Source organism: Burkholderia pyrrocinia, from assembly GCF_022809715.1.
GTDB lineage: Bacteria > Pseudomonadota > Gammaproteobacteria > Burkholderiales > Burkholderiaceae > Burkholderia > Burkholderia pyrrocinia_C.
The window spans coordinates 332,857-355,101 of the sequence record NZ_CP094461.1; the positions used below are offsets into that span (position 1 = coordinate 332,857).

Consider the following 22,245-nt stretch of genomic DNA (forward strand, 5'->3'; position numbering starts at 1 on the left):
TTATCCAGCCACTCTTGAAGGAAATGGCCATGAAATACAAGCAACTCGGCCGCACCGGCCTGTATGTCTCGGAGCTGTGCCTCGGCACGATGACGCTGGGTGGCAATGCCGACGCGGGCATGTGGAAGGCGATCGGCGCAGTCGGTCAGGACGACGCGAACCGGTTGATTGCCCGCGCGCTTGCCGCGGGAATCAATTTCATCGACACCGCCGACATTTATTCCTTTGGCCAGTCCGAACGACTCGTCGGACAGGCACTGAAAGACATCGGCGTACCACGCAACGAAATCGTGCTGGCGACGAAGACAGCCGGCGTGATGGGCCCGAAACCCAACGATCAGGGGGCGTCGCGCGGTCACATCATGGATTCGGTGCAGAGAAGCCTGGAACGGCTCCAGGTCGACCATATCGACCTTTACCAGATACATGCCAGCGATTCTGTCACGCCGATCGAAGAAACGCTGCGGGCCCTGGACGACCTTACGCGGCAGGGGCTGGTTCGTTATGTCGGCGTGTCGAATTGGCGCGCAGGAAAGATCGGTAAAGCGCTCGGACTGAGTGCGGCGCTTCACGCCACGCGCTTCGAAACGCTGCAGGCCTACTATTCGATCGCCGGACGCGACGTGGAGCGCGAACTGGTGCCGCTCGTGATCGACGAGCAGATGGGGCTGCTTGTCTGGTCGCCCCTCGCGGGTGGATTGCTTTCCGGGAAGTTTGGCCCCGGAGCACCGACCGATGAAGGTTCGCGGCGCAGCCATTTCGATTTCCCGCCGGTCGATCTTGACCGGGCGTGGCCGTGCGTTGCGGAGATGCGTGCCATCGCCGATGCGCGCGGTATCTCGGTCGCCCGGATAGCGCTCGCCTGGTTGCTCGCCAGGCCGCATGTCACGAGCGTCATTATCGGCGCCAAACGGGTCGAACAGCTCGAAGACAACCTCGGCGCGGTCGATGTCGTTCTCACCGAGGACGAGCTTGCGCGTCTTGAAGCCGTGAGTGCGCTGCCCAGCTGTTATCCCGGCTGGATGATCGATCGTCAGGACGCGAGCAGGCGTCCGTTGCCGTTCAGGCCCGTTGCGTCGAATTAGAACCGGCTACCGCACACCCATACCGTCGACCTGGGCGGTTGTCGGAATGCGCCCACTGAAAGAGAGAGATAGATAGACATGCCAAAGGGTTATCTGATCGCACACGTCAGCGTCTCGGACGCAACTGCTTACGCTGCGTACGCAAAAGCCGCAGGCGATGCAATGACAAAATTCGGCCCCAAGGTCATCGCCGGTTGGGGGCGGTATGAAAACCTCGAAGGCGAGGCCCACGAGCGGCATGTGGTCCTCGAGTTCGATTCGTTGGCCGAGGCCAGGCGCTTCTATGAAAGCCCAGAATATCAGGCGGCCAAGGCGCTTCGTGCCGGGGCCGCGACCGGGACCTTCGTCATCCTCGAAGGGGCTTCATGATTCCGACTGCGAAGCGCTCGAACGCCCGCAGGCTGTCGAACTTCTCCGACGCGGCGAATCACCTGCACGCCCGGTTTCGCCGAACCATCGCGAGATGGCATGAGCGACTTCTTCATGGTCGGGAGCGGCTTCGCATGCCCACGCGACGATCCCGTCGGGACGCACCAATATAGATCGCATACCTAACCGATCCTTGGCGTCGGCTGCGACATAGGCGAGGCGCTCGCGCCAACGGTTCGCAAGCGCGTGAAGCGATGCGCCTGAATCGAAGTCCAGCAGGAGTCCCCGCCCGTCGCGCAACAGGCGGCCTGCCTTCGTTCCGTCGACCAGTTCGAAATCGGGTACGCTGCGGCCCACCAGCGGATGAGGGCTGCCAAGATCGTAGCGAAGCGACACACCCCAGACGCGCTCCGCGAAATACGTTGCGCCATCCCGGGTCTCGATGAGATCGCGAACGATCGCCTCCAGCGCGCGCGTGCCGGGGGTAGGTCGCATAAGTGCGACTTGCGCACGCGACCAATCGAGAACGCGTGCCCCTATCGGATGCCGCTCTTGTTGATAGCTGTCGAGCAGACCGGCCGGCGCATCGCCACGGATGGTGGCTGCCAGCTTCCAGCCGAGGTTCATCGCGTCTCCGAGTCCAAGATTGAGCCCTTGACCGCCCAAAGGAGAGTGGATGTGCGCGGCATCGCCCGCGAGCAGCACGCGTCCGTTCCGATAGGTCGTTGCCTGGAAGGCGCGATCCGTCCACGTGGTAGCCAGCCTGAGCCGGGTCAGCGTGATTTCGGTGCCGGACACGCGGCGCAGCACCGCCTGCACATGCTCCAGCGTGACGGGGTGAAGGCGGTGAAACGCTCCGCCGTCGAATTCCACCATCGCAATCGTGCCGGGCCGCGCATAGGTGTACATGCCCGTCGATGTGTAGTGTCGGCCGGGGAGAAGCGCGTCCGGCTCAGCCATGTCGACCTCGACGGAATAGCCGGTGAACTCCGGACCAGTACCGACGAAATCAAAGCAGCCGGCTTTGCGGATCGCACTGCGGCCGCCGTCGCAGCCGACGAGCCAGCGCCCGCGAAAAGTGTTCCCGCCCGCATGAACGGTCACCGCTCCATCCGACTCGTGGAATGCGTCGGCGCTCAGGCCTCGCCGGATCTCGCATCCCGTCGCGCCGGCTCGACGAGCCAGGACCGTTTCGAGCGTCTCCACTGCGACTGCCATGCTGGTGTCGGCCGAGCCTGACAGGCGATACGGCCACTTCGAGGTATCGATGTCGTCGTGATGGAACTCAATGCCGGCGAAATGACCGGCGGGCCGGCGCGGCTGCTGCATCCAGTGCGCGATCGTCGCGGTCTTGTCCGCGATAGGGTCGGCACGCCCGGCCTCGATTACTTCGTCCAGCAGCCCGCGCCTGTCAAGCGTTTCGAGGGTGGGGGCCGAAAGGCCGCGCATGCCGAACGGCAGGCGCTTCAACGGAGCGTGCGGTGTTTCGGCGCGCTCGAGTACGAGGACCGACAGCTTGAACAGGCGAAGCTCGCAGGCGAGAAACAGACCGACGGGGCCAGCCCCGGCAATCACGACGTCGTAGATATCCTGATGGTGCTCGTGCATGAATCACTCCTGTGTCGATGTTCGACCGGAGCGTTTCTCAGGTTGAGCGCCACACGGACGAACGTTTGGACGCCTGGCCGGCGTCGGATGTTCGTCGTGGGGATCTCATGCACGGGGCAAAGACCAGAGCTTTCGCTAACGAAAGGACTTGGGCTTACCAAACCAAGTCTGCCTTTTCCGACACCGCGTTATAACACCGCAGCGAAGACGCGTAAACAGCGGCGACGGTCCGCTCACCGCGGTGCGACGGCGCGCCGGCGTGTTACGTCGTCCATGCGCGAAACGCATGGTTGGCAAGAACCGGAATGGGTCTCGACGGCAGTTGCGCAACCGACTCATGTTTTTGACGTTCTTCATTCGCGTGCATGAAAGGACGTATTAGCGTTTCCCCCGATATAGGAAAACGCCGTACAAGCCGATGTTGCAGAGAGATACGGTGTGAATAATCGATCCGAGGCCAATTATGACGACATCTGCAACAAACGGGCCGAACGAGGCATTGCCTGAAACGCCCGAGGCGGCAACGGCATCCGACGACGCGTGCCGCGCACCGTCGATCCTGCTGGTCGACGACGAGCCGAACGTGCTGTCGGCGCTCAAGCGCGTGTTCCGGCCCGCGGGCTACGACATCCTGACCGCCGACAGCGGCGAGGCCGCGCTCGAGATACTGGCGTCGACCGAGGTCGACCTGATCGTGTCCGACATGCGGATGCCGCGCATGAGCGGTGCGGAATTCCTGGCCTGCGCGCGGGCGCTGTACCCGGACACGATGCGTATCCTGCTGACCGGCTATGCGGATATCGCATCGGTCGTGCAGGCCGTCAACGAAGGCGGCGTGTATCGCTACCTGAACAAGCCGTGGGACGATCACGATCTGCTGATGACCATCGAACAGGCGCTGGAGCAGCGGCGCTTGCGCCGCGAAGCGGCCCGGCTGACCGCGCTGACGGAAGCGCAGAACGACGCGCTGCGCCGTTTCAACACGGAACTCGAAACGCAGGTGCGTGCACGCACCGAGGAACTCGGCCAGACCGTGATGTTCCTCGAAGCGGCGCAACGCGACCTGAAAAGCAGTTTCACGGCGATGGTCCAGGTCTGCGCGAGCATGATCGAGCTGCGTTGCGGGACCGCCGGCGGACACGCGATGCGCGTCGGCGAGATCGCGCGCCGGCTCGCGCTGGCGTCGGGGGTGAGCGAGCTGCACGCGCAGGACGTCTATTTCGCGGGGTTGCTGCACGGCATCGGCAAGTTGTCGCTGCCCGACGAATTGCTGCACAAGCCGCTCGCGCGGATGACGACGGACGAACACCGGCTGTTCCAGCAGCATCCGCTGCGCGCGCAGATGGTGCTGACGCCGGTCGCGCAATTGCACAAGGTCGCGTCGATCGTGCTGCACCAGTACGAGCGCTTCAACGGACGCGGCACGCCGGACGGGCTGACCGGCGACGCGATTCCGCTCGGCTCGCGGATCGTTGCGATCGCACGCGATTTCGAAGGGCTGCGCAACGGCGAAATCGGTGTGCCGCATTCGGTCGAACAGGCGCTCGATGCGTTGCGCTCGCAGGCCAGCGTGCGATACGACCCGCAGATCGTCGAGCGTTGCATCGAGCTGATGCGCGACCCGGCGAGTCTCGGTATCGCGGCGTCCGTCGCGGAGATCAAGTCCGCGCAGCTGCGCGAAGGGATGCAGCTCGCCGACGATCTGCGCACGCATCGCGGCGTGCTGCTGATGACGAAGGGCAGCGTGATGTCGGCGCACCAGATCGAGCTCGTGCGCCGTTTCGAGACGCGGGAAGGGACGCCGTTCGACATTCTCGTTCTGGCCGGCGCGGCCGCATCGATGCAGGCGCACAACGCAGGCGCGCCGCCCGGCTGACGCAGGACACCTGGCCTGATGGACGCCGCGCGCGCTCGGCCGCACGGCGGCAACGCCTTCACACCGATTCGGTCGCTCGATCATGCACGGCACCTATGACCTCCCGCTCGTCCTGCTGTCGCTTGCGATCGCGACGCTGGCCTCCTATACGACGCTCGACCTGGCCGCGTTCATTTCGCTGCTCGACAACCCGAAGCTCAAGCGTGCGTGGCTGGGCGGCGGCGCGGCCGCGATGGGAACCGGGATCTGGTCGATGCATTTCGTCGGCATGCTCGCGTTTTCGCTGCCGATCCCGCTCGGTTATGCACTGCCGGATACCGGCGCGTCGCTGGCGATCGCCGTGCTCGTGTCGTATTTCGCGCTGAACGTCGTCACGCGCGCGCGGCTGGGCTGGCGGCGGCTGTTCGCGGGCGGTGCGCTGATGGGCGGCGGGATTGCCGGCATGCATTACACGGGGATGGCCGCGATGCACATGCAGCCCGGCATTCGCTACGATCCCGCGCTGTTTGCCGCATCGATCGGCATCGCGGTGATCGCGTCGACTGCCGCGCTGTGGATCGCGCAGGCGCTGCGCGTGCGGCAGGCGCGTCATGCGACCGCGCAACGCGTCGGCGCGGCCTTCATCATGGGCATCGCCATTACCGGCATGCACTATACGGGGATGGCGGCGGCCCATTTCGCGCCGGACGCGCGATGCGGCACCGCGAACGGGATCGACGCGCCGTGGCTCGCGACGACCGTCGCGCTGTTTACGATGGCGACGCTGATCGTCACGCTGCTGCTCAGCCGCTTCGATGCGCGCACAACCTTTCTGCGCGGGATGGCCGACACGCTCGAGCGGCTCGTGAAAATGCGCACCGCGGAACTCGAACGTGCGTTGCACCGCTACGAGCAGACGACGGAGATGCTGCAGCGCACGCGCGAGAACATGGCGACCGAGATCGACGAACGCAAGGCCGCGCAGGCGCGGCTCGAACAGGAGAAGGACGAGCAGCGGCGCCTTCTGCACGTGCTCGAGGCAACCCACGTGCAGTTGCTGCAGTCGGAAAAGCTCGCGTCGATCGGCCAGCTCGCGGCGGGCGTCGCGCACGAGATCAACAATCCGATCGGCTTCGTCAGTGCGAACCTCAATACGTTGAAGACATGGGTGCGAAGCCTGCTCGATGTGGTCGCGGCGCATGAAGCGGCGCTGCCGCAGCTCGACCCGGCCGCGCGCGATGCGCTGACGGCGATGGGCCGCGCCGCGGATCTGGACTACGTCCGCGACGAGATCGTGACGCTGATCGACGAATCGATCGATGGTGCGGTGCGGGTGCGGCGCATCGTGCAGGACCTGCGCGATTTCTCGCGCCCGGGCAGCGACGAGTGGAGCGTGGTCGATCTCCATGCGGGCCTCGAGAGCACGCTCAACGTCGTCCATAACGAACTGAAGTACAAGGCCGACATCGTGCGCGATTACGGCGACCTGCCGCAGGTCGAATGCCTGCCGTCGCAGTTGAACCAGGTGTTCATGAACCTGCTGGTCAACGCGGCGCAGGCGATTCCCGAGCGTGGCGTGATCACGATCCGCACGTCGAGCGATGGCGAGCAGGTGTCGATCGCGATCAGCGACACCGGAACGGGCATGACGCCCGACGTCGTCCGGCGGATCTTCGATCCGTTCTTCACGACGAAGCCGGTCGGGCAGGGAACCGGGCTTGGCTTGTCGGTATCGCACGGCATCGTCGAGCGCCATCGCGGCACGATCGACGTGACGAGCGAACCCGGGCGCGGCACGACGTTCTGCGTGCGGCTGCCGGTCCGGCGGGCCCGCGACGACGCGAACGCGGCGGAGCTGGAGCAGCGGGCATGAGGATGCGATCGAGACTGCCGTGCGTGTGCGGGAAGCGCGTACGCGATTCAGCGTGAATTCGATGCTCGCGTACCAGGTGTCGCTGCGCGGCGCCGCTCAGGTAATCGGCCGCTGAAGAATGACGATCCCGTCGTTGTAGTCGCGGTCGGCGCCGTCCTCGGCGCCGAGCCGGCCGAGCCACACTTGATCGCCCGCGGACAGCGGTGCGACGCGCGCGTCGGTCGCGGACTTCCTGCCGTTGGCCGATGCGTCGATCCGGATCTTGCCGCCTTTCGAGCTCAGCGTGAACTGCCTGATGCCGTCGTTGCCGTTGCCGACGAACGACGCGGCCGGTTCGCGCGCATCGTCGATGAACAGCTTCAGGTCCTGCCGGTCGGCGGCATTCGCGTGGAAGATCGCCTTGAAGGCGGTGTTCGGCGGCAGGTTGAAATTGCCGTCGCGGTTCGACGACGGCTGGAAACCGGGCTAACCGGGCTGTTTCGTATCCGGCCGGCTGCCGGCGATCTCGATCGTCGTTTCCCAGCGGAAATAGCCTAATACCGCACCGTCGCGATCGAGCACGGCGAAGTCGGCCGTGCACGTGGTAGTGCCCGCGGCGAGCACGTCGCTGTGCCAGTAATGGTCTTTCATCGGCTGGCACGCCGGATGAAGCAGGTCGTCGGCATCCGGCACCGGCGTCGTGGCGTCGCGCACTTCCGGTTCGATCGGCGCGACGATGCCGGCGTCCTTCAATGCGAACCGGATGAACAGCACGCTCAGCTCGGCGCGCAGCGCCAGCGTGGTTTCGCGCAGGCGAAGCTGGTCGCCCGGCGCCAGGCCGGCAAAGAGCCGGCTGTCGTTGTGGCCGAGCTGCCCGGTGTCGCCGGGGCTCAACACGTAGATGTGCCGGCCGTCGATCACGGTCGGCGCGTCGGCGTCCCGGCTCGCATCGGGGTAGGCCGACAGCAGCGTGACGGCGTCGACGATCGCGAGCACATCGCAACGAAGACCAGACATGAGCGCTTCCTCCGCAACAAGGGAATGACGCGGGCGCCCGCCGCGCGGCCGCCCGCCCGCCGCGATCAGTTGTGGATCGTGATGAACGGATCCCATGAGAAGCAACCCTGGCTCTGGCAGTTGCGATCGATGATCTGGAACTGGAAGTGGTAGGTCACGCGGCCGACCTTCAGGCATTCCGACGACCAGTAGTAGTTCGCGACCTTCTGGCATGTCGGCACCTCGGGCTTGCTGGTGTTCGGCACCGGGATCGACGCTTCCGCGACCCGCGGCGTCGGCGTCGAGATCAAGTCGTTGCCGACGTTGCCGACGAATTTGTAGAACACGACCTGGTTCTCGAAGCCCAGCGACAAGCTCGTTTCGCGCCAGCGGATCAGGTCGCCGACCTGCGCCTTCAGGTCGAGCTCGCCGCCCGCCTGCCCGGAGATTACGTTGTCCTGGTTGGTCACCATATAGACATAATGCCAGTCGATCAGCGTCGGAGCGGCCGGATTCTTGCTGGGATTCGGATACTTTTTGAGAATGGTTTCGGTATCGAATGAAACGAGCACATCGGTGAAGTGTGACATGGAAGCTCCCGTTTTAAGTAATGGGACTTATCGTTTCGAGAACTGCTTCGTGCGGCCGCCATCTCCTTGTCCTGCAAGGCTCCGTGCGATGTGTGGCACGTACAGGCGCGACGGCGTATGCAGGTTATCCCGTTCGGTTAATTCTGGAAGCTGTAAGAGTAAACAGGGTTATAAAAATGATTATCGTATATTAAGTTGAAAATCGGATTCAATCGGATCGATGCGTTACATAAATAGAAGAAAATTGAATCTGTTAATCGATTTGCCGATTATTTTCGATCGGAGAAAGGGGCGGATGGCCGGCGCGATCTCGAGCGATCGTCGCCTTGGCGGCACGACGATTCGGGAGCGGGAAGGGGGAGTGATTCGCGGCAGGTAGCCCGCGGCCGGGCGGCAGGCGATCGCGCGCTTACCGGTAGGTCCAGAGCCGATGCAGCACGAACGTCGTCGGCGGGATCAGCAGCGCGATCGCGACGATGCTCATCGCGCGCGACATGTCGAGCATTTCGGCGGCACGCGCGAGCAGCAGCGTTTCGACGAAGCCGGCCAGCGTGACGACGAGAAAACGCAGCGCGTTGCGCGTATGCACCGTCGACGAGAAGCTCCACAGCGTATTCGCGAGATACGAGAACGCCGTCGCGCACAGGAATGCGACCGCGTTCGCGGCGACCAGCGTCGCATCGAACAGCGCGAACAGCGCGGACGCGACCAGCGTATGGAGCGCGGTCGAACAAAGCCCGGACAAGCCGAAGCGCACGAGCCGCGTGCGCTCGGCATGGAGCAGGTCGATCATGGCCGTCTGCGCGCGTTCAGCGTACGTCGATCCGCGCACGGTTCGGCTGCACGCGCCGGCGTGCGATCTGGCGGCGCGCATCGCGCGCGACCGGAAGTTCGATCACCTTGCCGTGCGCCTGGTAGCGGCGGCGGATCAGGTAGACGGGCCGTTGCTTCGACTCGTCGTAGATCCGCCCGATGTATTCGCCGACGACACCGATCCCGATCAGTTCGATGCCGCCGATGAACAGCGTGACCGAGATCAGCGACGCGTAGCCGAGCACCGGATTGCCGAACAGCAGCGTGCGGAAGATGATGAACGAGCCGTACAGGAACGCGAGCGCGGCGATGCCGACGCCGATATAGGTCCAGCTGCGCAGCGGCACCGTGCTGAAGCTGGTGATCCCCTCCAGCGCGAAATTCCACAGCTTCCAGCCGGAGAACTTCGAGTGCCCGGCGCTGCGCGGGTCGCGCTGGTATTCGACGATCACGGTCTTGAAGCCGACCCACGCGAACAGCCCCTTCATGAAGCGGTGCCGCTCGGGCAGGTTGCGCAGCGCGTTCACGACCTTGCGGTCCATCAGCCGGAAATCGCCGACGTTCTCCGGCAGCTTCACGTCCGACAGCAGGTTGTGCACGCGGTAGTAGATCGCGGCTGCGGTGCGCTTCGCGAACGAATCGCACGCGCGGTTGCTGCGCTTCGCCGCGACGACTTCCGCGCCGGCGCGCCAGTGTTCGATCATCACCGGAATCAGGCTCGGCGGATCCTGCAGGTCGGCGTCGAGCGGGATCACCGCGTCGCCGGCGGCTTCGTCGAGGCCGGCCGTCAGCGCCGCTTCCTTGCCGAAGTTGCGGGTGAGATCGATCACGCGCACGCGCCGCTCGCCGGTGCTGATCCGGATCAGGCGTTCGAGCGTGTCGTCGCGGCTGCCGTCGTTCACGCAGACGATCTCGAAGCGGATCGCGTCGATGGCCGTCAGCAACGGAATCACGACGTCGAAGAAGCGCTCGACGGCCTCGCCTTCGTTATAGAACGGCACGACCAGCGAAACGAGCGGCGTGTAGAGTGGTTCCCGCATGATGATTCCCCTTGTGATGTCGCTTCACCGGCCGGCGCCGAGCGTCGGGCGGCCGGTGCGGCGCATTCCGTGCGCCGATCGGTGGTGTGGTCGGACCGGATGTGCGAAGCCGGTCTCGGTCGAGTCGTCGCGTGCGTCGGGCATCGACGGCACGTCGTGTCTTTCCTGCGCGATCCGGCTGACGAGCAGCGCGAGCGACGCGAGCGTCACGAGCGGCATGAACTGGAACGACAGATGCGACACGACCGCGAGGCCCGCGAGCGGCATCGGCCACAGCAGCATCAGCCATTCGCGGTCGAAGCGCCGCCAGCCGTGCGTCCACGCATAACGCGCGTACCACGCGATCACGATGCCGTACCAGGTCAGGTCGTAGTCGTACAGATAGGGGCTGACGAGCAGGCATGCGCATGCAAGGGTGGCGGCGCGCAGCGCGTAGGAACACGCGCCGCGCCACGCGTAGACGACGGCGATCGCGGCGGCCGCGGCCGACAGCAGCTGAAGGCCGCGCGCGACGATCGCGGGCCAGCCGGCCATCGTCGCGAGTGCGAACACGGTCGGCATGCGGGCGAGCTTGGCGTGACCGGTGCCGACGATCGTATAGGCGTTGCCGATCACATGCGCGAACGTGACCCACGGGCCGACACCGAACGCGAGCGTCGCGAGCGCGGCGCAGCTGGCGATCGTCGCAGCCCATGCGGCCAGCGCGCGCCACTGGCCCGCGCACAGCAGCGCGAGCGGGAACAGCACCGCGAGCTGCGGCTTCATCGTCAGCAAGCCGAAGCAGATTCCCGCGCATACCGGGCGGCGGTTCAGCGCAAGCAGGCCGATACCGGCGAGCATCGCGGTAAAGAGGCTGGTCTGGCCGACGATCACGGTGAGAAACGCGCCGGGGAACGCGAGCGCGCACAGCCACGCGGCATCGCGCTGCACGGTCGCACGAATCGTCGCGGCGAACAGCACATACGTGACGCCGAGCCACAGCACGAGTGCCAGCATGTACGGCAGCCAGCCGAGCGGCAGCACGAGCAGCAGCATCGTCGGCGGATAGAGCCACGGCAGCGTGCCGTCCGCGAGCGTCATCGTCGGGACTGCCAGCTTCTGGACCGCGAACAGCGCGGGGAAATGCCACGCGTCGGCACCGTGCCCGTGCGCGGCGAGCCGCGCGGCGCTCCAGATCGGCGAGAAATCCTGCGACAGCGGCTCCAGCGCACCGTTGTGCGACAGGAACACGCGGATCACGTAGATGACGATGAACAGCAGTTCCGTCAGCAGCACGGCGGCCGCATAGAGGCGCACGCGATCGCGATTGAGCCAGTGCGGATAGCGGCGCGGGCCCGCGATCGGGAGTTCCGGATGCAGATCGACGGCAGAATGCGCATGGCGGGCGAACGAAGGCGCTTTCATTGCGCGCTCCGTGACGCGAGTGCCGTGCGGCGCACGACGACGAACAGCACCGCGAGCAGCACGACCGGCCCGATCTGCGGCAGCTTCATCAGCCGGTTGAACATCTCGAAGATCGGCAGCAGCCACGCGAGCACGAGGATGCCCTGGTCGCCGGGCAGCCAGCCTTCGTCGAGACCGTGTGCGATCAGGCAGAAGATCGCGATGCCGAGCCAGGTCAGTTCGTAGTTCCACAGATAGGGCGTCGTCAGCAGCGTGGCGACGGCCAGCACCGCGGCGCGCAGGCGCATGTCGCGCGTGCGGCGCCACACGTCGACGGCTGCGATGATCGCCAGCAGCGCGACCGCCGCTTGCGCGGCCAGCGCGGCCGCCACGGGCGCACCCGCGAGCCGCAGCGCGGCGAACGGCGTCGGCGACGCGAGCCAGTACGACGCGAGCATGAAATGCTGGTCGCGTACCGTCGACATGGCGTGGCTCAAGCCGTGCAGCGCGCCGGGCCCGGCCAGCGCGATGCCGGCCGCCGCGAACAGCGTCGCGCTGAGCGCCGCCGCCGCGAACGTGCGCCACGCCCGCGTCGCGATCAGCACGAACGGAAACACGACGGCGAGTTGCGGCTTGATCGCGAGCAGCCCGATCAGCACGCCGGCCGCGACCGGACGCTTGCCGAGCAGATGCAGCGCGAGCGCGGCGAGGCCGGCGGTCAGGATGCTGTTCTGGCCGAACAGCGCGGACATGCACACCGCCGAATACGCGACCACGACGAGCGCCGCGGCGCGCGGGTGCGGAAGATGCGCGCGCAATCCCGACAACCGCGAGACGGCGAACGCGTAGCATAAAAGACTGCCCGCGAAAAAGAGGAAATATGCGGGCAGGAAAGGCACGAGGGCAACCGGCGCGATGAACAGCAACATCGTCGGCGGATAGAGCCAGGGAAGCGGCCGGTGCTGCAGATACGCACCGAAGTGCGCGAACTCGGCCTGCAGGAATGACGAAGAGTCGTAGGCCGCTGCGGCATGGCCTTGCAACACGAGGTTCGATGCGGTCCAGAAGACCGAGAAGTCGGTGCCCGGGCGGGCGGTGGCATTCGACGTGAAGCCGTCCGTCACGACGCCCCAGATGGCCAGCAGCGCGGCGAAGAGCATCAGCATGATGCAGCTGTACGGAACGATCCGGTCCGCCGTCAGCCATTGAGCCCGGCATATGGCGCGATCGCGCGTTCCACGATTGGCTGTGTACATGATGCCCCGTATGTAGTGGAGGCTGCCTGGTCTGTCGCAGCCGTTTCATGTTGTCGTGCCGCCGGATCGAATCGCTCTGAATGGCGTTGTCCGGTGAATTCATTGTTGAAGAAAAAATCGCGTGATGCAAACCGCGCACAGGAAGCGGTGATCCCGATCAATCGGTGACAGGCGTGAAAACCGCGTTTTCAGGTATGAAAAAACGACCCGGCCGGATTTCATGTTTCTGGCTTGAAACATTCCGTGTTTTCGAGCGGTGTCGCGTCCTGCCGATCCCGTGAAATGCAACCGGCTGCCCGCGTTCGGGAAAGTCCCGAGAAAAAATTTTGGATCCTTTGTGCAGCGCGGCGGCGAGCGTTCCGGCGTACCTCGCTCGCGGGAATGCATATATCAAAGTTGAAACATTTCGTTCGTCGCACCATTGACGCGGGAACCCGGAGATCGCCGGAACCCTTGATACGCCTGGATTTCGCTCGAGGTGGCCTGCTCTTTGCGTCAGCGTTGGCACGGCAGTCGACGACGTGACGACCGGGCGGTTCCGGGAACAGACGGAGCCAGCTTAGGAATCACCTGCGGAGAAGAGGGCCGGAGCGCGTCGGGGAAAACACGCAGCTCCAGGTCGATGAACCGCGAGAACCTTCGTCGATAGGCCAACGAGACCCGGGATCGTCAGGGCAAAAAGAAATCGGCATCGCAGCAGACGGGGAATAAAAATGAAACAGCAAAGCACATCGCGGCCGGCGAGCCGCGACAAAAGCGATTTTCAGCATCGCCGGGAGTTCGGCTCCCGCTCAATTGAATTCCGTGCGTCGAACGGCAGTCACGCCGTTCAGGTCGATCGTCCAGCCCGGTATATCCGGCTGATCGAACCGTACGCGCATCTCTCGCGTTCCTTCTCACTGAAATCCGTTCTCACGGACAGGTGTGCGCATCCCTGTTCTCGCAGCTGAGCGTCGCGTTTCGATTTTCTCGTAGTGCCGGTGGTGCCCGTCCCCGACGTCATGACAGACGAAGGGTATTTCATAGCAGTCCGAAAGGAGAATGCTCATGTCAAGAATCATCGAAAAGATCGCCTGGTTCATTCGGGATCAGCGCGGCGTGACGGCCATTGAATACGGCCTGATCGCCGCACTGATCGCGATCGGCATCGTCGCCGCGTTGGCGACGGTCGGTACGGATCTGAAGACCGTGTTCAGCACGATCGCCGCAGATCTGGACTCGGCGGTAGCAGGACTCTGATGGACGGTGCGGCGGGCGGCTCGTCCGAATCGTTCGCCGGCACCACACGGCATTAACAACTTTCCTCGACGTATCGATGCCAGATCGATCGATCCAGCCGGTACACGAGGGCTTTGAAAGTCATCACGCAAGGAGATAACCATGTCCAAGTTCATTCAACAAGCCAGCCGTTTCGTCCGCGATGAAGACGGCGTGACCGCCATCGAATACGGCCTGATCGCCGCACTGATCGCGGTAGGCATCATCCTCGCGCTGTCGACGATCGGGAAGGACCTCAAGACCGTGTTCAGCACGATCGCGGCCGACCTGGATTCGGCGGTGGCAGGCATCTGATGGACCGTACCGCGGACGGCTCGGCTGGTGCAGTGCTCGAGCCGTCCCCGGTCATCTGATCAACCGGAACCGGAGACCATCATGCAAGCCAGGGTGCGTGCCGTATGTCGCCGCTGGATCGGCGACGAGCAGGGTGTGACGTCGATCGAATATGCGTTGCTCGGGGCGATGTTCGCCGTCGCGGTGCTGGGCAGCGTCGTCACGCTGAGAGGCTCGCTGGCCGATACGTACGAGGTGATCGCAACAGCCTTGACGGCTGCCGTGACCACCGCGCTTGCAATGGTTTCCTGATCCATCGATTCGCTCCGCGAGGTTCGCCATGTTACTCGTCGCGCCGCCGTACCCGGTTCCGTTGTGCGTGACGCTGCTCGCGGTCGCCGCGGCCAGCACGGACATCGCGGCCCGCCGCATTCCGAACCGCCTCGTCGCGGCCGGACTCGTCGGCGCGCTGGTCGCCCAGTGCATGCTGCACGGCGTCCTGGCAGGCGCACTCGGATGGCTCGCGGGAGCAGCGACCGGCTTCGGCCTGCTGCTGCCGTTCTACCTGTTGCGCGGGATGGCGGCCGGCGACGTGAAGCTGATGCTCGCGATCGGTGCATGGGTCGGCGCGGAAATGACGTTTTACATCGTGCTGGCCACCTTCGTGGCCGGCGGGATCGGTGCCATCGCGTTCGCGCTGCTGCGCGGGCGGATGCGCCGGATGTGGGCGAACGTCCGCGTGCTGATCGCGCGCCGTTCGCAAGGGGCGCGCGCAGGGGCAGCCGACGGCCCAGCGGAAATCGCGTCGGTCGGCACGCTGCCGTACGGCGTCGCGATCGCGGCCGGCACGCTGGGCATGCTGTTCGCGTCGTGCGCGTAGCGCGACGAGCCCGCAACGAGGATGGAACGACCATGAACACGAATCACACCGAACCGAGACGCGACGCGCAGGTATCCAAACTGCCCGATCCGTTGCCGTCGCGGGAGGCCAATACGAAGCTGGGCGCGCAGCTGCCGGCGGCGCCGCGCTCGCTCGGCGAAACCGGGCTGAGCATGACGTTCGTCGCCGGGCTCGTGCTGAAGTCGACGCTGATGCTCGGCCGCCCTTCGTACGGCGACCTGGTCGAGCGGCACTGCCTGCCGCTCGCGGTGCTCGACGACGTCTTCGCGTTCCTGGTGCGCGAGCATCTCGTCGAGCTCACCCATCGCGGCGCGACCGATCTCGACGTGACGTTCCGCCTGACCGACGCGGGCCGCGTGCTCGCGCTCGAGGAACGCGCGCGCAGCGGTTACAGCGGCCCCGCGCCGGTCACGCTCGAAGCGTATCTCGAATGCGTGAGCGCGCATTCGGTGCGCAAGCTGCACATCGACCAGGGCGACGTGTGGGCCGCGTTCGAAGGCATCGTGATCGACACGTCGGTCATCGATGCGGCGGCCGCGGCGCTGAACGCGGGCCGTCCGCTGCTGATCTACGGTCCGGCCGGCAGCGGCAAGACCTTCCTCGCCGAGCGGCTCGGCGCGCTGATGCACGGCCGCGTGCCGGTGCCGCACGCGATCTGCGCGGCCGGTGAAGTGATCCAGATCTACGACCCGCTCGTGCATGTCGACGCGGAACCGCAATCCGGCGGCCAGTCGCTCGATCGCCGCTGGCGCCTGTGCAAGCGGCCGGTCGTGCTGTCCGGCGGCGAACTGACGCTCGACGAGCTCGACCTGCGCCGCGATGAAGCTGCCGGCTTCTACCAGGCGCCACCGCACATGAAGGCGAACATGGGCATGTACATCGTCGACGATCTCGGCCGCCAGCGCGTCGAGCCGCGCGACCTGCTCAATCGCTGGCTGCGCCCGCTCGATCGCGGCGTCGATTTCCTGACGCTCGAATCCGGCAACCGCTTCGTGCTGCCGTTCGACGTGTGGCCGGTGTTCTCGAGCAACCTCGCGCCGGAACAGTTCTGCGACGACGCGTTCCTGCGCCGCCTCGGCTCGAAGCTTCACGTCGGTCCGCTGTCGATCGACCACTACCGCGCGGTGTACGACGCGGCCTGCACATCGCTCGGTCTCGTCTCGGCGAGCGATGCATTCGAGTTCCTGCTGCATCGGCTGCATCTGCCGACCGGCAAGGCGTTTCTCGCGTGCTTTCCGGCGGATCTGCTGCGCCTTGTCGCCGCCGGCGCACGTTACCGCGGCGATCCGCCCGAGGTGACGCACGACGCGCTGTACGACGCGTGGGCGAGCTATTTCGGCGCAGCGCCCGAACGGGACGGCAACCATACGCCGCCCGTTGAGCGAGGCGGACGTACGTACATCACCGGTTGAGCCGTTTTTTTTACGAATCGTCGAGGAGCATTGCCATGAAAAACAGTCGAGCGCTCATGATGCTGGCCGTCGCGATGGTCGCGGGTCTTGCCGCGGTCGTGTTCGCGTCCCACTGGCTGGTGCAGACATCCACGAACTCGGTCACGCCCGTCGCGGTGGCGGCCGCGGACCTGAACCTGGGCGAGCCGCTCGGGGCGAACCAGATCCACATGGTGAGCTGGCCGTCGGGCAGCGTGCCGACCGGCGCGTTCACCGATACGAAAACCCTCGAAGGGCGCGTCGTGCGCACCAGCCTGGCGCGCGGCGAGCCGGTGATCGAGTCGAAGCTCGCACCGCTCGGCACGAAGGGCGGGCTGTCCGCGGTGATCGCCGACGGCAGCCGCGCGATCACGGTGCGCGTGAACGACGTGGTCGGCGTCGCGGGCTTCGCGCTGCCGGGCACCTACGTCGACGTGATCGTCAACACGCAGGAGCAGCAGGGCAAGACCGACGGGCAGAGCATCTCCAAGATCGTGCTCGAGCACATCCTCGTGCTCGCCGTCGCACAGCAGGTCAGCCGCGACGACACCGCACCGAAGGTCGTCAACGCGGTCACGCTGGAAGTCACGCCCGACCAGGCCGAACGGCTCGACCTCGCGCGCAGCGTCGGCACGCTGTCGCTCGTGCTGCGCAATCAGGTCGACCAGAAGACGCTGAACACGGGTGGCGCGACCAAGATGACGCTGCTCGGCAAGCCGCCCGTACCCGATTTGCCGCCGCTTCCCGTTCCCGCACAGGTGCGGACGGTGCGCGTGCACGTCGCGTCGCACGCGGCGCCGGCAGCGCGGCGCGACTGCGTCGGCGTGCTGGCCGGCGTGAAGGGCAGCGTCGAATGTTTCTGAAGCAGATCAACACAGCCAGATAAACAAATCGGCCGCCGGCAGGGTACGGCGGCCTCGGAAGTCGACAACCGGCACGGCGCCGGTCTCTCGGGGGATCAAACAAAATGAAGCTCAAATCGCAACGTACAGGTACCGGCCCACTGCGGACTCGCGTCGCACGGGGCACGATGATGGCCGCGATCCTCTGTTCAGGATGGCTGACCGTTTATGGCGCACTGGCCCAGGAAGGCATCGAGGCGGGCGTGCTGACGAAGGGCGGCGCCAGCGCGCCGGCCGCGGTCGGCAAGGGGCCCGTGCAGATGACGATCAGCATGGCGCCGGCGCCGGTCGCCGCGGCCGCCGCTGCGGCGGGGCCGCTGCGCGGGCCGAACTGCGTCGGTGCCGTGCGCGAGTCGAGCAGCGTCAGCGTGCCGCTCGGCAAGTCGCTGCTGGTGCCGATGCCGGAGCCGGTCCGCAATCGGACGATCGGCAACCCGGCCGTCGCGCAGGCGACGATGGTGTCGCCGCAGACGCTGTACATCCTCGGGCTGTCGGTCGGCACGACCAACATGATCGTGCAGGGCAAGAGCGGCGCATGCCGCGTGATCGACGTCGCGGTCGGCGCGGACGCCGGCGGCCTGCAGGCATCGCTGCTGCAACTGCTGCCGGGAGAACGCGACATCCACGTGTCGACCGCGGCCGGCACGATCGTGCTGGCCGGCACGGTGTCGAGCTCGCAGGCCGCGCAGCAGGCCGTGCAGATCGCACGTGCGTACGGCGACAGCGCGGGTGATGCCGGCGGGGGCGGCAAGCAGGGCGCCGGCGTGCTGAACATGCTGAGCGTCACGTCGCCGCAGCAGGTGATGCTCGAGGTGAAGGTGGCCGAGGTGTCGAAGACGCTGATCAACCAGATGGGCAGCGCGTTCAACATCCAGGGCGGGTTCGGTTCGTGGAGCGGCGCGCTGGTCAGCAACCTGCTCGCGGGCGTCGCGAGCGGGGCCATCTTCAACAAGGCGAACAACAAGCCGTTCAGCATCTCGGCCGACGCACAGAACACCGACAACCTCGTCAAGATCCTCGCGGAGCCGAATCTCGTGACGATCAGCGGCCAGGAAGCGACGTTCCTCGCCGGCGGCAAGATCTTCATCCCGATCCCGCAGAGCAGCGGCAACGGCACGTCGTCGATCACGCTGCAGGAAGAGGAGTTCGGCGTCGCGCTGAAGTTCACGCCGACGGTGCTGGCGAACGGCCGGATCAGCCTGAAGGTCGCACCGGAAGTGTCGGAGCTGTCGCAGACGGGCGTCACGCTGAGCGCGACCAACATCGGCGGCACGTCGATCCTGCCGCTGATCACGACGCGGCGTGCTTCGACGACGGTCCAGATGAGCGACGGCGAATCGTTCGCGATCGGCGGGCTGATCAAGGACAACGCGAGCGGCGCGCTGAAGGCGATCCCGGGTGTGGGCGAAGTGCCGGTGCTCGGCGCGCTGTTCCGCAGCACGTCGTTCCAGCAGGACCGCACCGAGCTGATCTTCCTGATCACGCCGCACCTCGTGAAGCCGATGCAGACCGCGGACGTGCAGTTGCCGACCGACAGCTTCTCGAAGCCGCACGAAATCGACGTGTACGCGACGGGCAACATGGAAGGCCGCCGCGGGGTCCGCAAGGCGGGCGCGCAACCCGCGAACGGCGCGGCGGCTGCACCGCAGGAGGCACCGGCCCAGGCTCCGGCCCAGGGTCCGGCACCTGCACCGCAATCGGAAGCACCCGCCGCTGCGGCCGCCGCACTGCCCGCGCCGCGCGCGCCGCAGGGCACGGACGCACAGCCGCCGGTGCCGGCCGAGCCGCAGAAGACGCCTGCGCCGGTAGCGGCCACCGCGCCGCAGCCAGACGCGGCAAACGCGGCCCGCGTCGCACGTATCGAAGCCGCCGCCGCGCGCCTCGCGGCGGCCGGCCCCGACACGCCGGCCCAGCCGGCGGCGCGACCGAAGCAACGGGTGCCCGCGGGTGCCCGGGCGCAGGTCGCGCGCTCGGAACCCAAGTCCACCGATCGTTGAAGCCATCCAAGGGGAAGCTCCATGAAATCCGCCTACCTCGTATTCGTGCGCCGCGCGGCGCTCGCCGCACCGCTCGCGTTCGCGCTTGCCGGCTGCATGTCGTCGACCCCGGTGTGGGACAGCCGCTTCGGCGACTCGGTCCGCTCCGTGATGCAGGCCCAGATCATCGACCCGCATGCCGCCGAACACGCGGCATCGGCTTCGGCGTCGGGCATCGACGGCGGCGCGGCCGCGGCCGCGCTCGACAACTACGACAAGTCGTTCAAGCAGATCCAGCCGCCTGCCAATGCGTTCGTGATCGGCATCGGCAAGGCGACTCAATAACGACGGCACGCTCAGGGAGAACGCCATGTCCAGCGCAGCTCGCTATCCGAAAGTCACGCGTCGCGGCCTCCATCGCCAGCGCGGCGCCGTCGCGATCATCGTCGGTCTCGCACTGGCGGTGATGATCGGGTTCGTCGGTCTCGCGCTGGACCTCGGCAAGCTGTACGTCACGCGCAGCGAACTGCAGAACAGCGCCGATGCGTGCGCGCTGTCGGCTGCACGCGACCTGACTTCGGCCATCAGCCTGTCGGTCGCCGAGGCGAACGGCATCGCCGCCGGCCACCTGAATTTCGTGTTCTTCCAGAACAAGTCGGTGCAGATGCTGACGAATTCGAACATCACGTTCAGCGACTCGCTGTCCAATCCGTTCCTGACGAAGAACTCGGTCGCGACGCCGGCGAACATCAAGTACGTGAAGTGCGTCGCGTCGCTGAGCAACATCGCACACTGGTTCATCGAGGTGCTGAACGTGCTGCCGGGCACGAAGCTCGCGAACGCGGCCGAAGTGTCGGCGAGCGCGATCGCGACGGTCGGCGGCGGGCAGACCACCTGCGCGATCCCGGTGTTCGTGTGCCGCGCGACGGGCGCGCCGCCCTACAACGTCGGCGACTGGATCACGTCGCCGTCCGGTTCGACCTACGGGCCGGGCAACTTCGGCTGGGCGGCGCTCGACGGTTCGACGAGCGAAACGACCATCGCGAACGAGCTGTCGGGCAACACCTGCAATATCAAGAGCCCACCCGACCTCGGCAGCACCGGCCTGAAGTCGGCGGCGCTGCGCGCCTGGAATACGCGCTTCGGCATTTATACGAACGGCGCGAACGGCTCGAGCGGCCAGCCCGACTTCACCGGCTACGCGTATGTCGGCCCGAACTACGGGCCGCCCGGAACGCCGGGCATCAAGGGCGACGCATACACGCAGTTCGTGACCGACCGCACGACCTACAAGACCTACCAGGGCGACGGCGCGCCGCCGGCGGGCAGCGGGATCTCCACCAACGGCACCGCGACGGCGAGCAACTACCAGACCTTTGGCGGCGACCGCCGTGTCGCGCTCGCGCCGGAAGGCGACTGCTCGGCGCTGAGCGGCAGCAGCGGCAAGGTGCACATCACGCAATGGGATTGCGTGCTGATGCTCGATCCCGTGCCGTTCAGCCCCGGCAGCGGCCCCGTCATAGCCCACCTCGAATACCTCGGCTCGACCGTATCCGGCAACAATCCGTGCGCGACGCACGGGTTGCCCGGCGACGGCAGCGCATCCGGGGTCCAGGTGCCGATGCTCGTTCAATAGGGAGAGGCGATCATGAAAAGGCCCCCGTTTCGCCGTTCGCGCACCCGTGGCGTGGCCGCCGTCGAGTTCGCGCTCGTGCTGATGCCGATGATCATGCTCGCGACCGGCGTGGCCGAGTTCGGCCGCGCGATCTACCAGTACGAGACGCTGACCAAGGCGACGCGCGACGCGGCGCGCTACCTGTCGATCTGGCTGCCGAGCGACAGCGCGTATCCGGTGGCGGCGGCGCAGTGTCTCGTCGTATACGGCAGCACGACCTGCGGCTCGGCAGGCACCGAGCTGGTGCCGGGGCTCACCACGTCGATGGTGACCATCTGCGATGCGTCGCATACGACCGGCTGCGGCGATGCGTCCGACCCGGCGCAGTTCTCGAACCTGCCGACCTACGACGCGGACAACAACGCGGCAAGCGGCACGGCGACGGGCAGCATCAACGTCGTCGAAGTGAAGATCAAGGGCTACCAGTACCAACCGATCCCCGCGTACCCGGGGCTGACGTCGATCACCTTCGGCAACATCGTCACCGTGATGAGGCAAGTGTCATGAACGCGCGCCATTTTCCGCTGTCGCGCCGGCGCGGCGAGCGAGGCTCGACGATCGTCGAGTTCGGGCTCATCGCGTCGGTGCTGATCATGCTGCTGATCGGCATCTTCGAATTCGGCCGCGTGCTGTTTTACTGGAACACCGCGAGCGAGGCCGTACGCCTCGGCGCGCGCACGGCGGTGGTCTGCGACGTGGATGCCGCCGGCGTCGCGAAGCGCGTGACGGCGCTGCTGCCGCTGCTGTCGAGCGCGAACGTGTCGGTGGACTACTCGCCGGCGAGCTGCGATGTGAACACCTGCTCGTTCGTGACCGTGAGCGTCAAGAACGTCACGGTCAAGACGATGATTCCGTTCGTGAACGTGACGATCAAGATGCCGCCGTTCACGACAACGCTGCCGCGCGAAAGCCTGACTTCCGCGACCGGCGGCACCGCCTGCAATTAACTGAACAGACGAGGCA

General features: G+C 66.0%; 23 protein-coding genes. 15 read left to right on the forward strand and 8 right to left on the reverse strand.

Features of this window, described 5'->3' with window-relative positions:
• Nucleotides 1–29: 29 nt before the first annotated feature.
• On the forward strand, nucleotides 30–1,085 hold the full coding sequence (locus tag MRS60_RS31855) for an aldo/keto reductase (protein WP_175749158.1): 1,056 nt from the start codon (nucleotides 30–32) through the stop codon (nucleotides 1,083–1,085).
• Nucleotides 1,086–1,163: 78 nt separating this feature from the next.
• On the forward strand, nucleotides 1,164–1,454 hold the full coding sequence (locus MRS60_RS31860; RefSeq protein WP_175749157.1) for a DUF1330 domain-containing protein: 291 nt from the start codon (nucleotides 1,164–1,166) through the stop codon (nucleotides 1,452–1,454).
• Here MRS60_RS31860 and MRS60_RS31865 read toward each other — a convergent pair.
• Complete coding sequence (locus MRS60_RS31865; protein ID WP_243567345.1) at nucleotides 1,449–3,062, reverse strand: FAD-dependent monooxygenase; 1,614 nt, start codon at nucleotides 3,060–3,062, stop codon at nucleotides 1,449–1,451. The genes MRS60_RS31860 and MRS60_RS31865 overlap by 6 nt on opposite strands.
• Nucleotides 3,063–3,525: 463 nt before the next feature.
• Between MRS60_RS31865 and MRS60_RS31870 the strand changes: the two genes are divergently transcribed.
• Together MRS60_RS31870 and MRS60_RS31875 are read left to right on the forward strand one after the other, a co-directional pair.
• Nucleotides 3,526–4,938 (forward strand): HD domain-containing phosphohydrolase, encoded by a 1,413-nt coding sequence (locus tag MRS60_RS31870; RefSeq protein WP_243567346.1) that lies wholly within the window; start codon nucleotides 3,526–3,528, stop codon nucleotides 4,936–4,938.
• Nucleotides 4,939–5,020: 82 nt separating this feature from the next.
• Nucleotides 5,021–6,790 (forward strand): histidine kinase, encoded by a 1,770-nt coding sequence (locus MRS60_RS31875; protein WP_034182340.1) that lies wholly within the window; start codon nucleotides 5,021–5,023, stop codon nucleotides 6,788–6,790.
• 96 nt (nucleotides 6,791–6,886) lie between these two features.
• On the opposite strand, the gene MRS60_RS31880 is transcribed toward MRS60_RS31875, so the two are convergent.
• From MRS60_RS31880 to MRS60_RS31910, 7 genes are all read right to left on the reverse strand, one after another.
• Nucleotides 6,887–7,213, reverse strand: coding sequence for a fucose-binding lectin II (locus MRS60_RS31880; protein WP_175749305.1), 327 nt, complete (start codon nucleotides 7,211–7,213; stop codon nucleotides 6,887–6,889).
• Nucleotides 7,214–7,255: 42 nt separating this feature from the next.
• Entirely contained in the window at nucleotides 7,256–7,786 is a 531-nt protein-coding gene (locus MRS60_RS31885) for an AidA/PixA family protein (protein ID WP_105390950.1), read from the reverse strand.
• A gap of 65 nt (nucleotides 7,787–7,851) precedes the next feature.
• Entirely contained in the window at nucleotides 7,852–8,355 is a 504-nt protein-coding gene (locus MRS60_RS31890; protein ID WP_034182337.1) for an inclusion body family protein, read from the reverse strand.
• A 409-nt stretch (nucleotides 8,356–8,764) separates the two neighbouring features.
• The gene (locus tag MRS60_RS31895; RefSeq protein ID WP_243567347.1) at nucleotides 8,765–9,148 is read right to left on the reverse strand and encodes a GtrA family protein; all 384 of its coding nucleotides are present in this window, start codon (nucleotides 9,146–9,148) and stop codon (nucleotides 8,765–8,767) included.
• A 16-nt stretch (nucleotides 9,149–9,164) separates the two neighbouring features.
• Entirely contained in the window at nucleotides 9,165–10,208 is a 1,044-nt protein-coding gene (locus MRS60_RS31900; protein ID WP_131945952.1) for a glycosyltransferase family 2 protein, read from the reverse strand.
• 24 nt (nucleotides 10,209–10,232) lie between these two features.
• Nucleotides 10,233–11,612 (reverse strand): glycosyltransferase family 87 protein, encoded by a 1,380-nt coding sequence (locus MRS60_RS31905; protein WP_243567349.1) that lies wholly within the window; start codon nucleotides 11,610–11,612, stop codon nucleotides 10,233–10,235.
• Entirely contained in the window at nucleotides 11,609–12,847 is a 1,239-nt protein-coding gene (locus tag MRS60_RS31910) for a glycosyltransferase family 87 protein (RefSeq protein WP_243567350.1), read from the reverse strand. Before MRS60_RS31910 ends, MRS60_RS31905 begins: the two co-directional genes overlap by 4 nt.
• Before the next feature lie 1,047 nt (nucleotides 12,848–13,894).
• On the opposite strand from MRS60_RS31910, the gene MRS60_RS31915 reads away from it, so the two are divergent.
• The 11 genes from MRS60_RS31915 to MRS60_RS31965 all read left to right on the forward strand — a co-directional run bounded on the left by MRS60_RS31915 (nucleotide 13,895) and on the right by MRS60_RS31965 (nucleotide 22,229).
• Nucleotides 13,895–14,086, forward strand: a complete 192-nt coding sequence (locus MRS60_RS31915; protein WP_034182591.1) for a Flp family type IVb pilin — start codon at nucleotides 13,895–13,897, stop codon at nucleotides 14,084–14,086.
• 141 nt (nucleotides 14,087–14,227) lie between these two features.
• The gene (locus MRS60_RS31920; RefSeq protein WP_011349893.1) at nucleotides 14,228–14,419 is read left to right on the forward strand and encodes a Flp family type IVb pilin; all 192 of its coding nucleotides are present in this window, start codon (nucleotides 14,228–14,230) and stop codon (nucleotides 14,417–14,419) included.
• Between the two features lie 81 nt (nucleotides 14,420–14,500).
• Nucleotides 14,501–14,710 carry a Flp family type IVb pilin gene (locus MRS60_RS31925; protein WP_034182332.1) on the forward strand — a complete coding sequence of 70 codons (210 nt, stop codon included), beginning with the start codon at nucleotides 14,501–14,503 and terminating at the stop codon, nucleotides 14,708–14,710.
• A 28-nt stretch (nucleotides 14,711–14,738) separates the two neighbouring features.
• Nucleotides 14,739–15,278 (forward strand): A24 family peptidase, encoded by a 540-nt coding sequence (locus MRS60_RS31930; RefSeq protein WP_034182331.1) that lies wholly within the window; start codon nucleotides 14,739–14,741, stop codon nucleotides 15,276–15,278.
• 32 nt (nucleotides 15,279–15,310) lie between these two features.
• The gene (locus MRS60_RS31935) at nucleotides 15,311–16,711 is read left to right on the forward strand and encodes an ATP-binding protein (RefSeq protein WP_243567352.1); all 1,401 of its coding nucleotides are present in this window, start codon (nucleotides 15,311–15,313) and stop codon (nucleotides 16,709–16,711) included.
• Nucleotides 16,712–16,746: 35 nt separating this feature from the next.
• Nucleotides 16,747–17,592, forward strand: coding sequence for a Flp pilus assembly protein CpaB (cpaB, locus tag MRS60_RS31940; RefSeq protein WP_034182329.1), 846 nt, complete (start codon nucleotides 16,747–16,749; stop codon nucleotides 17,590–17,592).
• Nucleotides 17,593–17,696: 104 nt separating this feature from the next.
• A complete protein-coding gene (locus MRS60_RS31945) occupies nucleotides 17,697–19,628 on the forward strand; it encodes a type II and III secretion system protein family protein (RefSeq protein ID WP_034182328.1) in 1,932 nt (643 codons plus the stop codon).
• A gap of 21 nt (nucleotides 19,629–19,649) precedes the next feature.
• On the forward strand, nucleotides 19,650–19,952 hold the full coding sequence (locus tag MRS60_RS31950; RefSeq protein ID WP_034182327.1) for a hypothetical protein: 303 nt from the start codon (nucleotides 19,650–19,652) through the stop codon (nucleotides 19,950–19,952).
• A gap of 25 nt (nucleotides 19,953–19,977) precedes the next feature.
• On the forward strand, nucleotides 19,978–21,243 hold the full coding sequence (locus MRS60_RS31955) for a pilus assembly protein TadG-related protein (RefSeq protein ID WP_243567354.1): 1,266 nt from the start codon (nucleotides 19,978–19,980) through the stop codon (nucleotides 21,241–21,243).
• A 12-nt stretch (nucleotides 21,244–21,255) separates the two neighbouring features.
• The gene (locus MRS60_RS31960; protein WP_034182325.1) at nucleotides 21,256–21,789 is read left to right on the forward strand and encodes a TadE/TadG family type IV pilus assembly protein; all 534 of its coding nucleotides are present in this window, start codon (nucleotides 21,256–21,258) and stop codon (nucleotides 21,787–21,789) included.
• Nucleotides 21,786–22,229 (forward strand): TadE/TadG family type IV pilus assembly protein, encoded by a 444-nt coding sequence (locus MRS60_RS31965; RefSeq protein WP_034182324.1) that lies wholly within the window; start codon nucleotides 21,786–21,788, stop codon nucleotides 22,227–22,229. Before MRS60_RS31960 ends, MRS60_RS31965 begins: the two co-directional genes overlap by 4 nt.
• Nucleotides 22,230–22,245: the final 16 nt, after the last annotated feature.

Coding starts and splice junctions, on each gene's coding strand:
- MRS60_RS31885 (WP_105390950.1), bottom strand. CDS start 7,786: ATGTCTGGTCTTCGTTGCGATGTGCTCGCGATCGTCGACGCCGTCACG.
- MRS60_RS31895 (WP_243567347.1), bottom strand. CDS start 9,148: ATGATCGACCTGCTCCATGCCGAGCGCACGCGGCTCGTGCGCTTCGGC.
- MRS60_RS31905 (WP_243567349.1), bottom strand. CDS start 11,612: ATGAAAGCGCCTTCGTTCGCCCGCCATGCGCATTCTGCCGTCGATCTG.
- MRS60_RS31910 (WP_243567350.1), bottom strand. CDS start 12,847: ATGTACACAGCCAATCGTGGAACGCGCGATCGCGCCATATGCCGGGCT.
- MRS60_RS31875 (WP_034182340.1), top strand. CDS start 5,021: ATGCACGGCACCTATGACCTCCCGCTCGTCCTGCTGTCGCTTGCGATC.
- cpaB (WP_034182329.1), top strand. CDS start 16,747: ATGAAAAACAGTCGAGCGCTCATGATGCTGGCCGTCGCGATGGTCGCG.
- MRS60_RS31860 (WP_175749157.1), top strand. CDS start 1,164: ATGCCAAAGGGTTATCTGATCGCACACGTCAGCGTCTCGGACGCAACT.
- MRS60_RS31855 (WP_175749158.1), top strand. CDS start 30: ATGAAATACAAGCAACTCGGCCGCACCGGCCTGTATGTCTCGGAGCTG.
- MRS60_RS31870 (WP_243567346.1), top strand. CDS start 3,526: ATGACGACATCTGCAACAAACGGGCCGAACGAGGCATTGCCTGAAACG.
- MRS60_RS31915 (WP_034182591.1), top strand. CDS start 13,895: ATGTCAAGAATCATCGAAAAGATCGCCTGGTTCATTCGGGATCAGCGC.
- MRS60_RS31890 (WP_034182337.1), bottom strand. CDS start 8,355: ATGTCACACTTCACCGATGTGCTCGTTTCATTCGATACCGAAACCATT.
- MRS60_RS31960 (WP_034182325.1), top strand. CDS start 21,256: ATGAAAAGGCCCCCGTTTCGCCGTTCGCGCACCCGTGGCGTGGCCGCC.
- MRS60_RS31965 (WP_034182324.1), top strand. CDS start 21,786: ATGAACGCGCGCCATTTTCCGCTGTCGCGCCGGCGCGGCGAGCGAGGC.
- MRS60_RS31900 (WP_131945952.1), bottom strand. CDS start 10,208: ATGCGGGAACCACTCTACACGCCGCTCGTTTCGCTGGTCGTGCCGTTC.
- MRS60_RS31955 (WP_243567354.1), top strand. CDS start 19,978: ATGTCCAGCGCAGCTCGCTATCCGAAAGTCACGCGTCGCGGCCTCCAT.
- MRS60_RS31935 (WP_243567352.1), top strand. CDS start 15,311: ATGAACACGAATCACACCGAACCGAGACGCGACGCGCAGGTATCCAAA.
- MRS60_RS31945 (WP_034182328.1), top strand. CDS start 17,697: ATGAAGCTCAAATCGCAACGTACAGGTACCGGCCCACTGCGGACTCGC.
- MRS60_RS31930 (WP_034182331.1), top strand. CDS start 14,739: ATGTTACTCGTCGCGCCGCCGTACCCGGTTCCGTTGTGCGTGACGCTG.
- MRS60_RS31925 (WP_034182332.1), top strand. CDS start 14,501: ATGCAAGCCAGGGTGCGTGCCGTATGTCGCCGCTGGATCGGCGACGAG.
- MRS60_RS31920 (WP_011349893.1), top strand. CDS start 14,228: ATGTCCAAGTTCATTCAACAAGCCAGCCGTTTCGTCCGCGATGAAGAC.
- MRS60_RS31950 (WP_034182327.1), top strand. CDS start 19,650: ATGAAATCCGCCTACCTCGTATTCGTGCGCCGCGCGGCGCTCGCCGCA.
- MRS60_RS31865 (WP_243567345.1), bottom strand. CDS start 3,062: ATGCACGAGCACCATCAGGATATCTACGACGTCGTGATTGCCGGGGCT.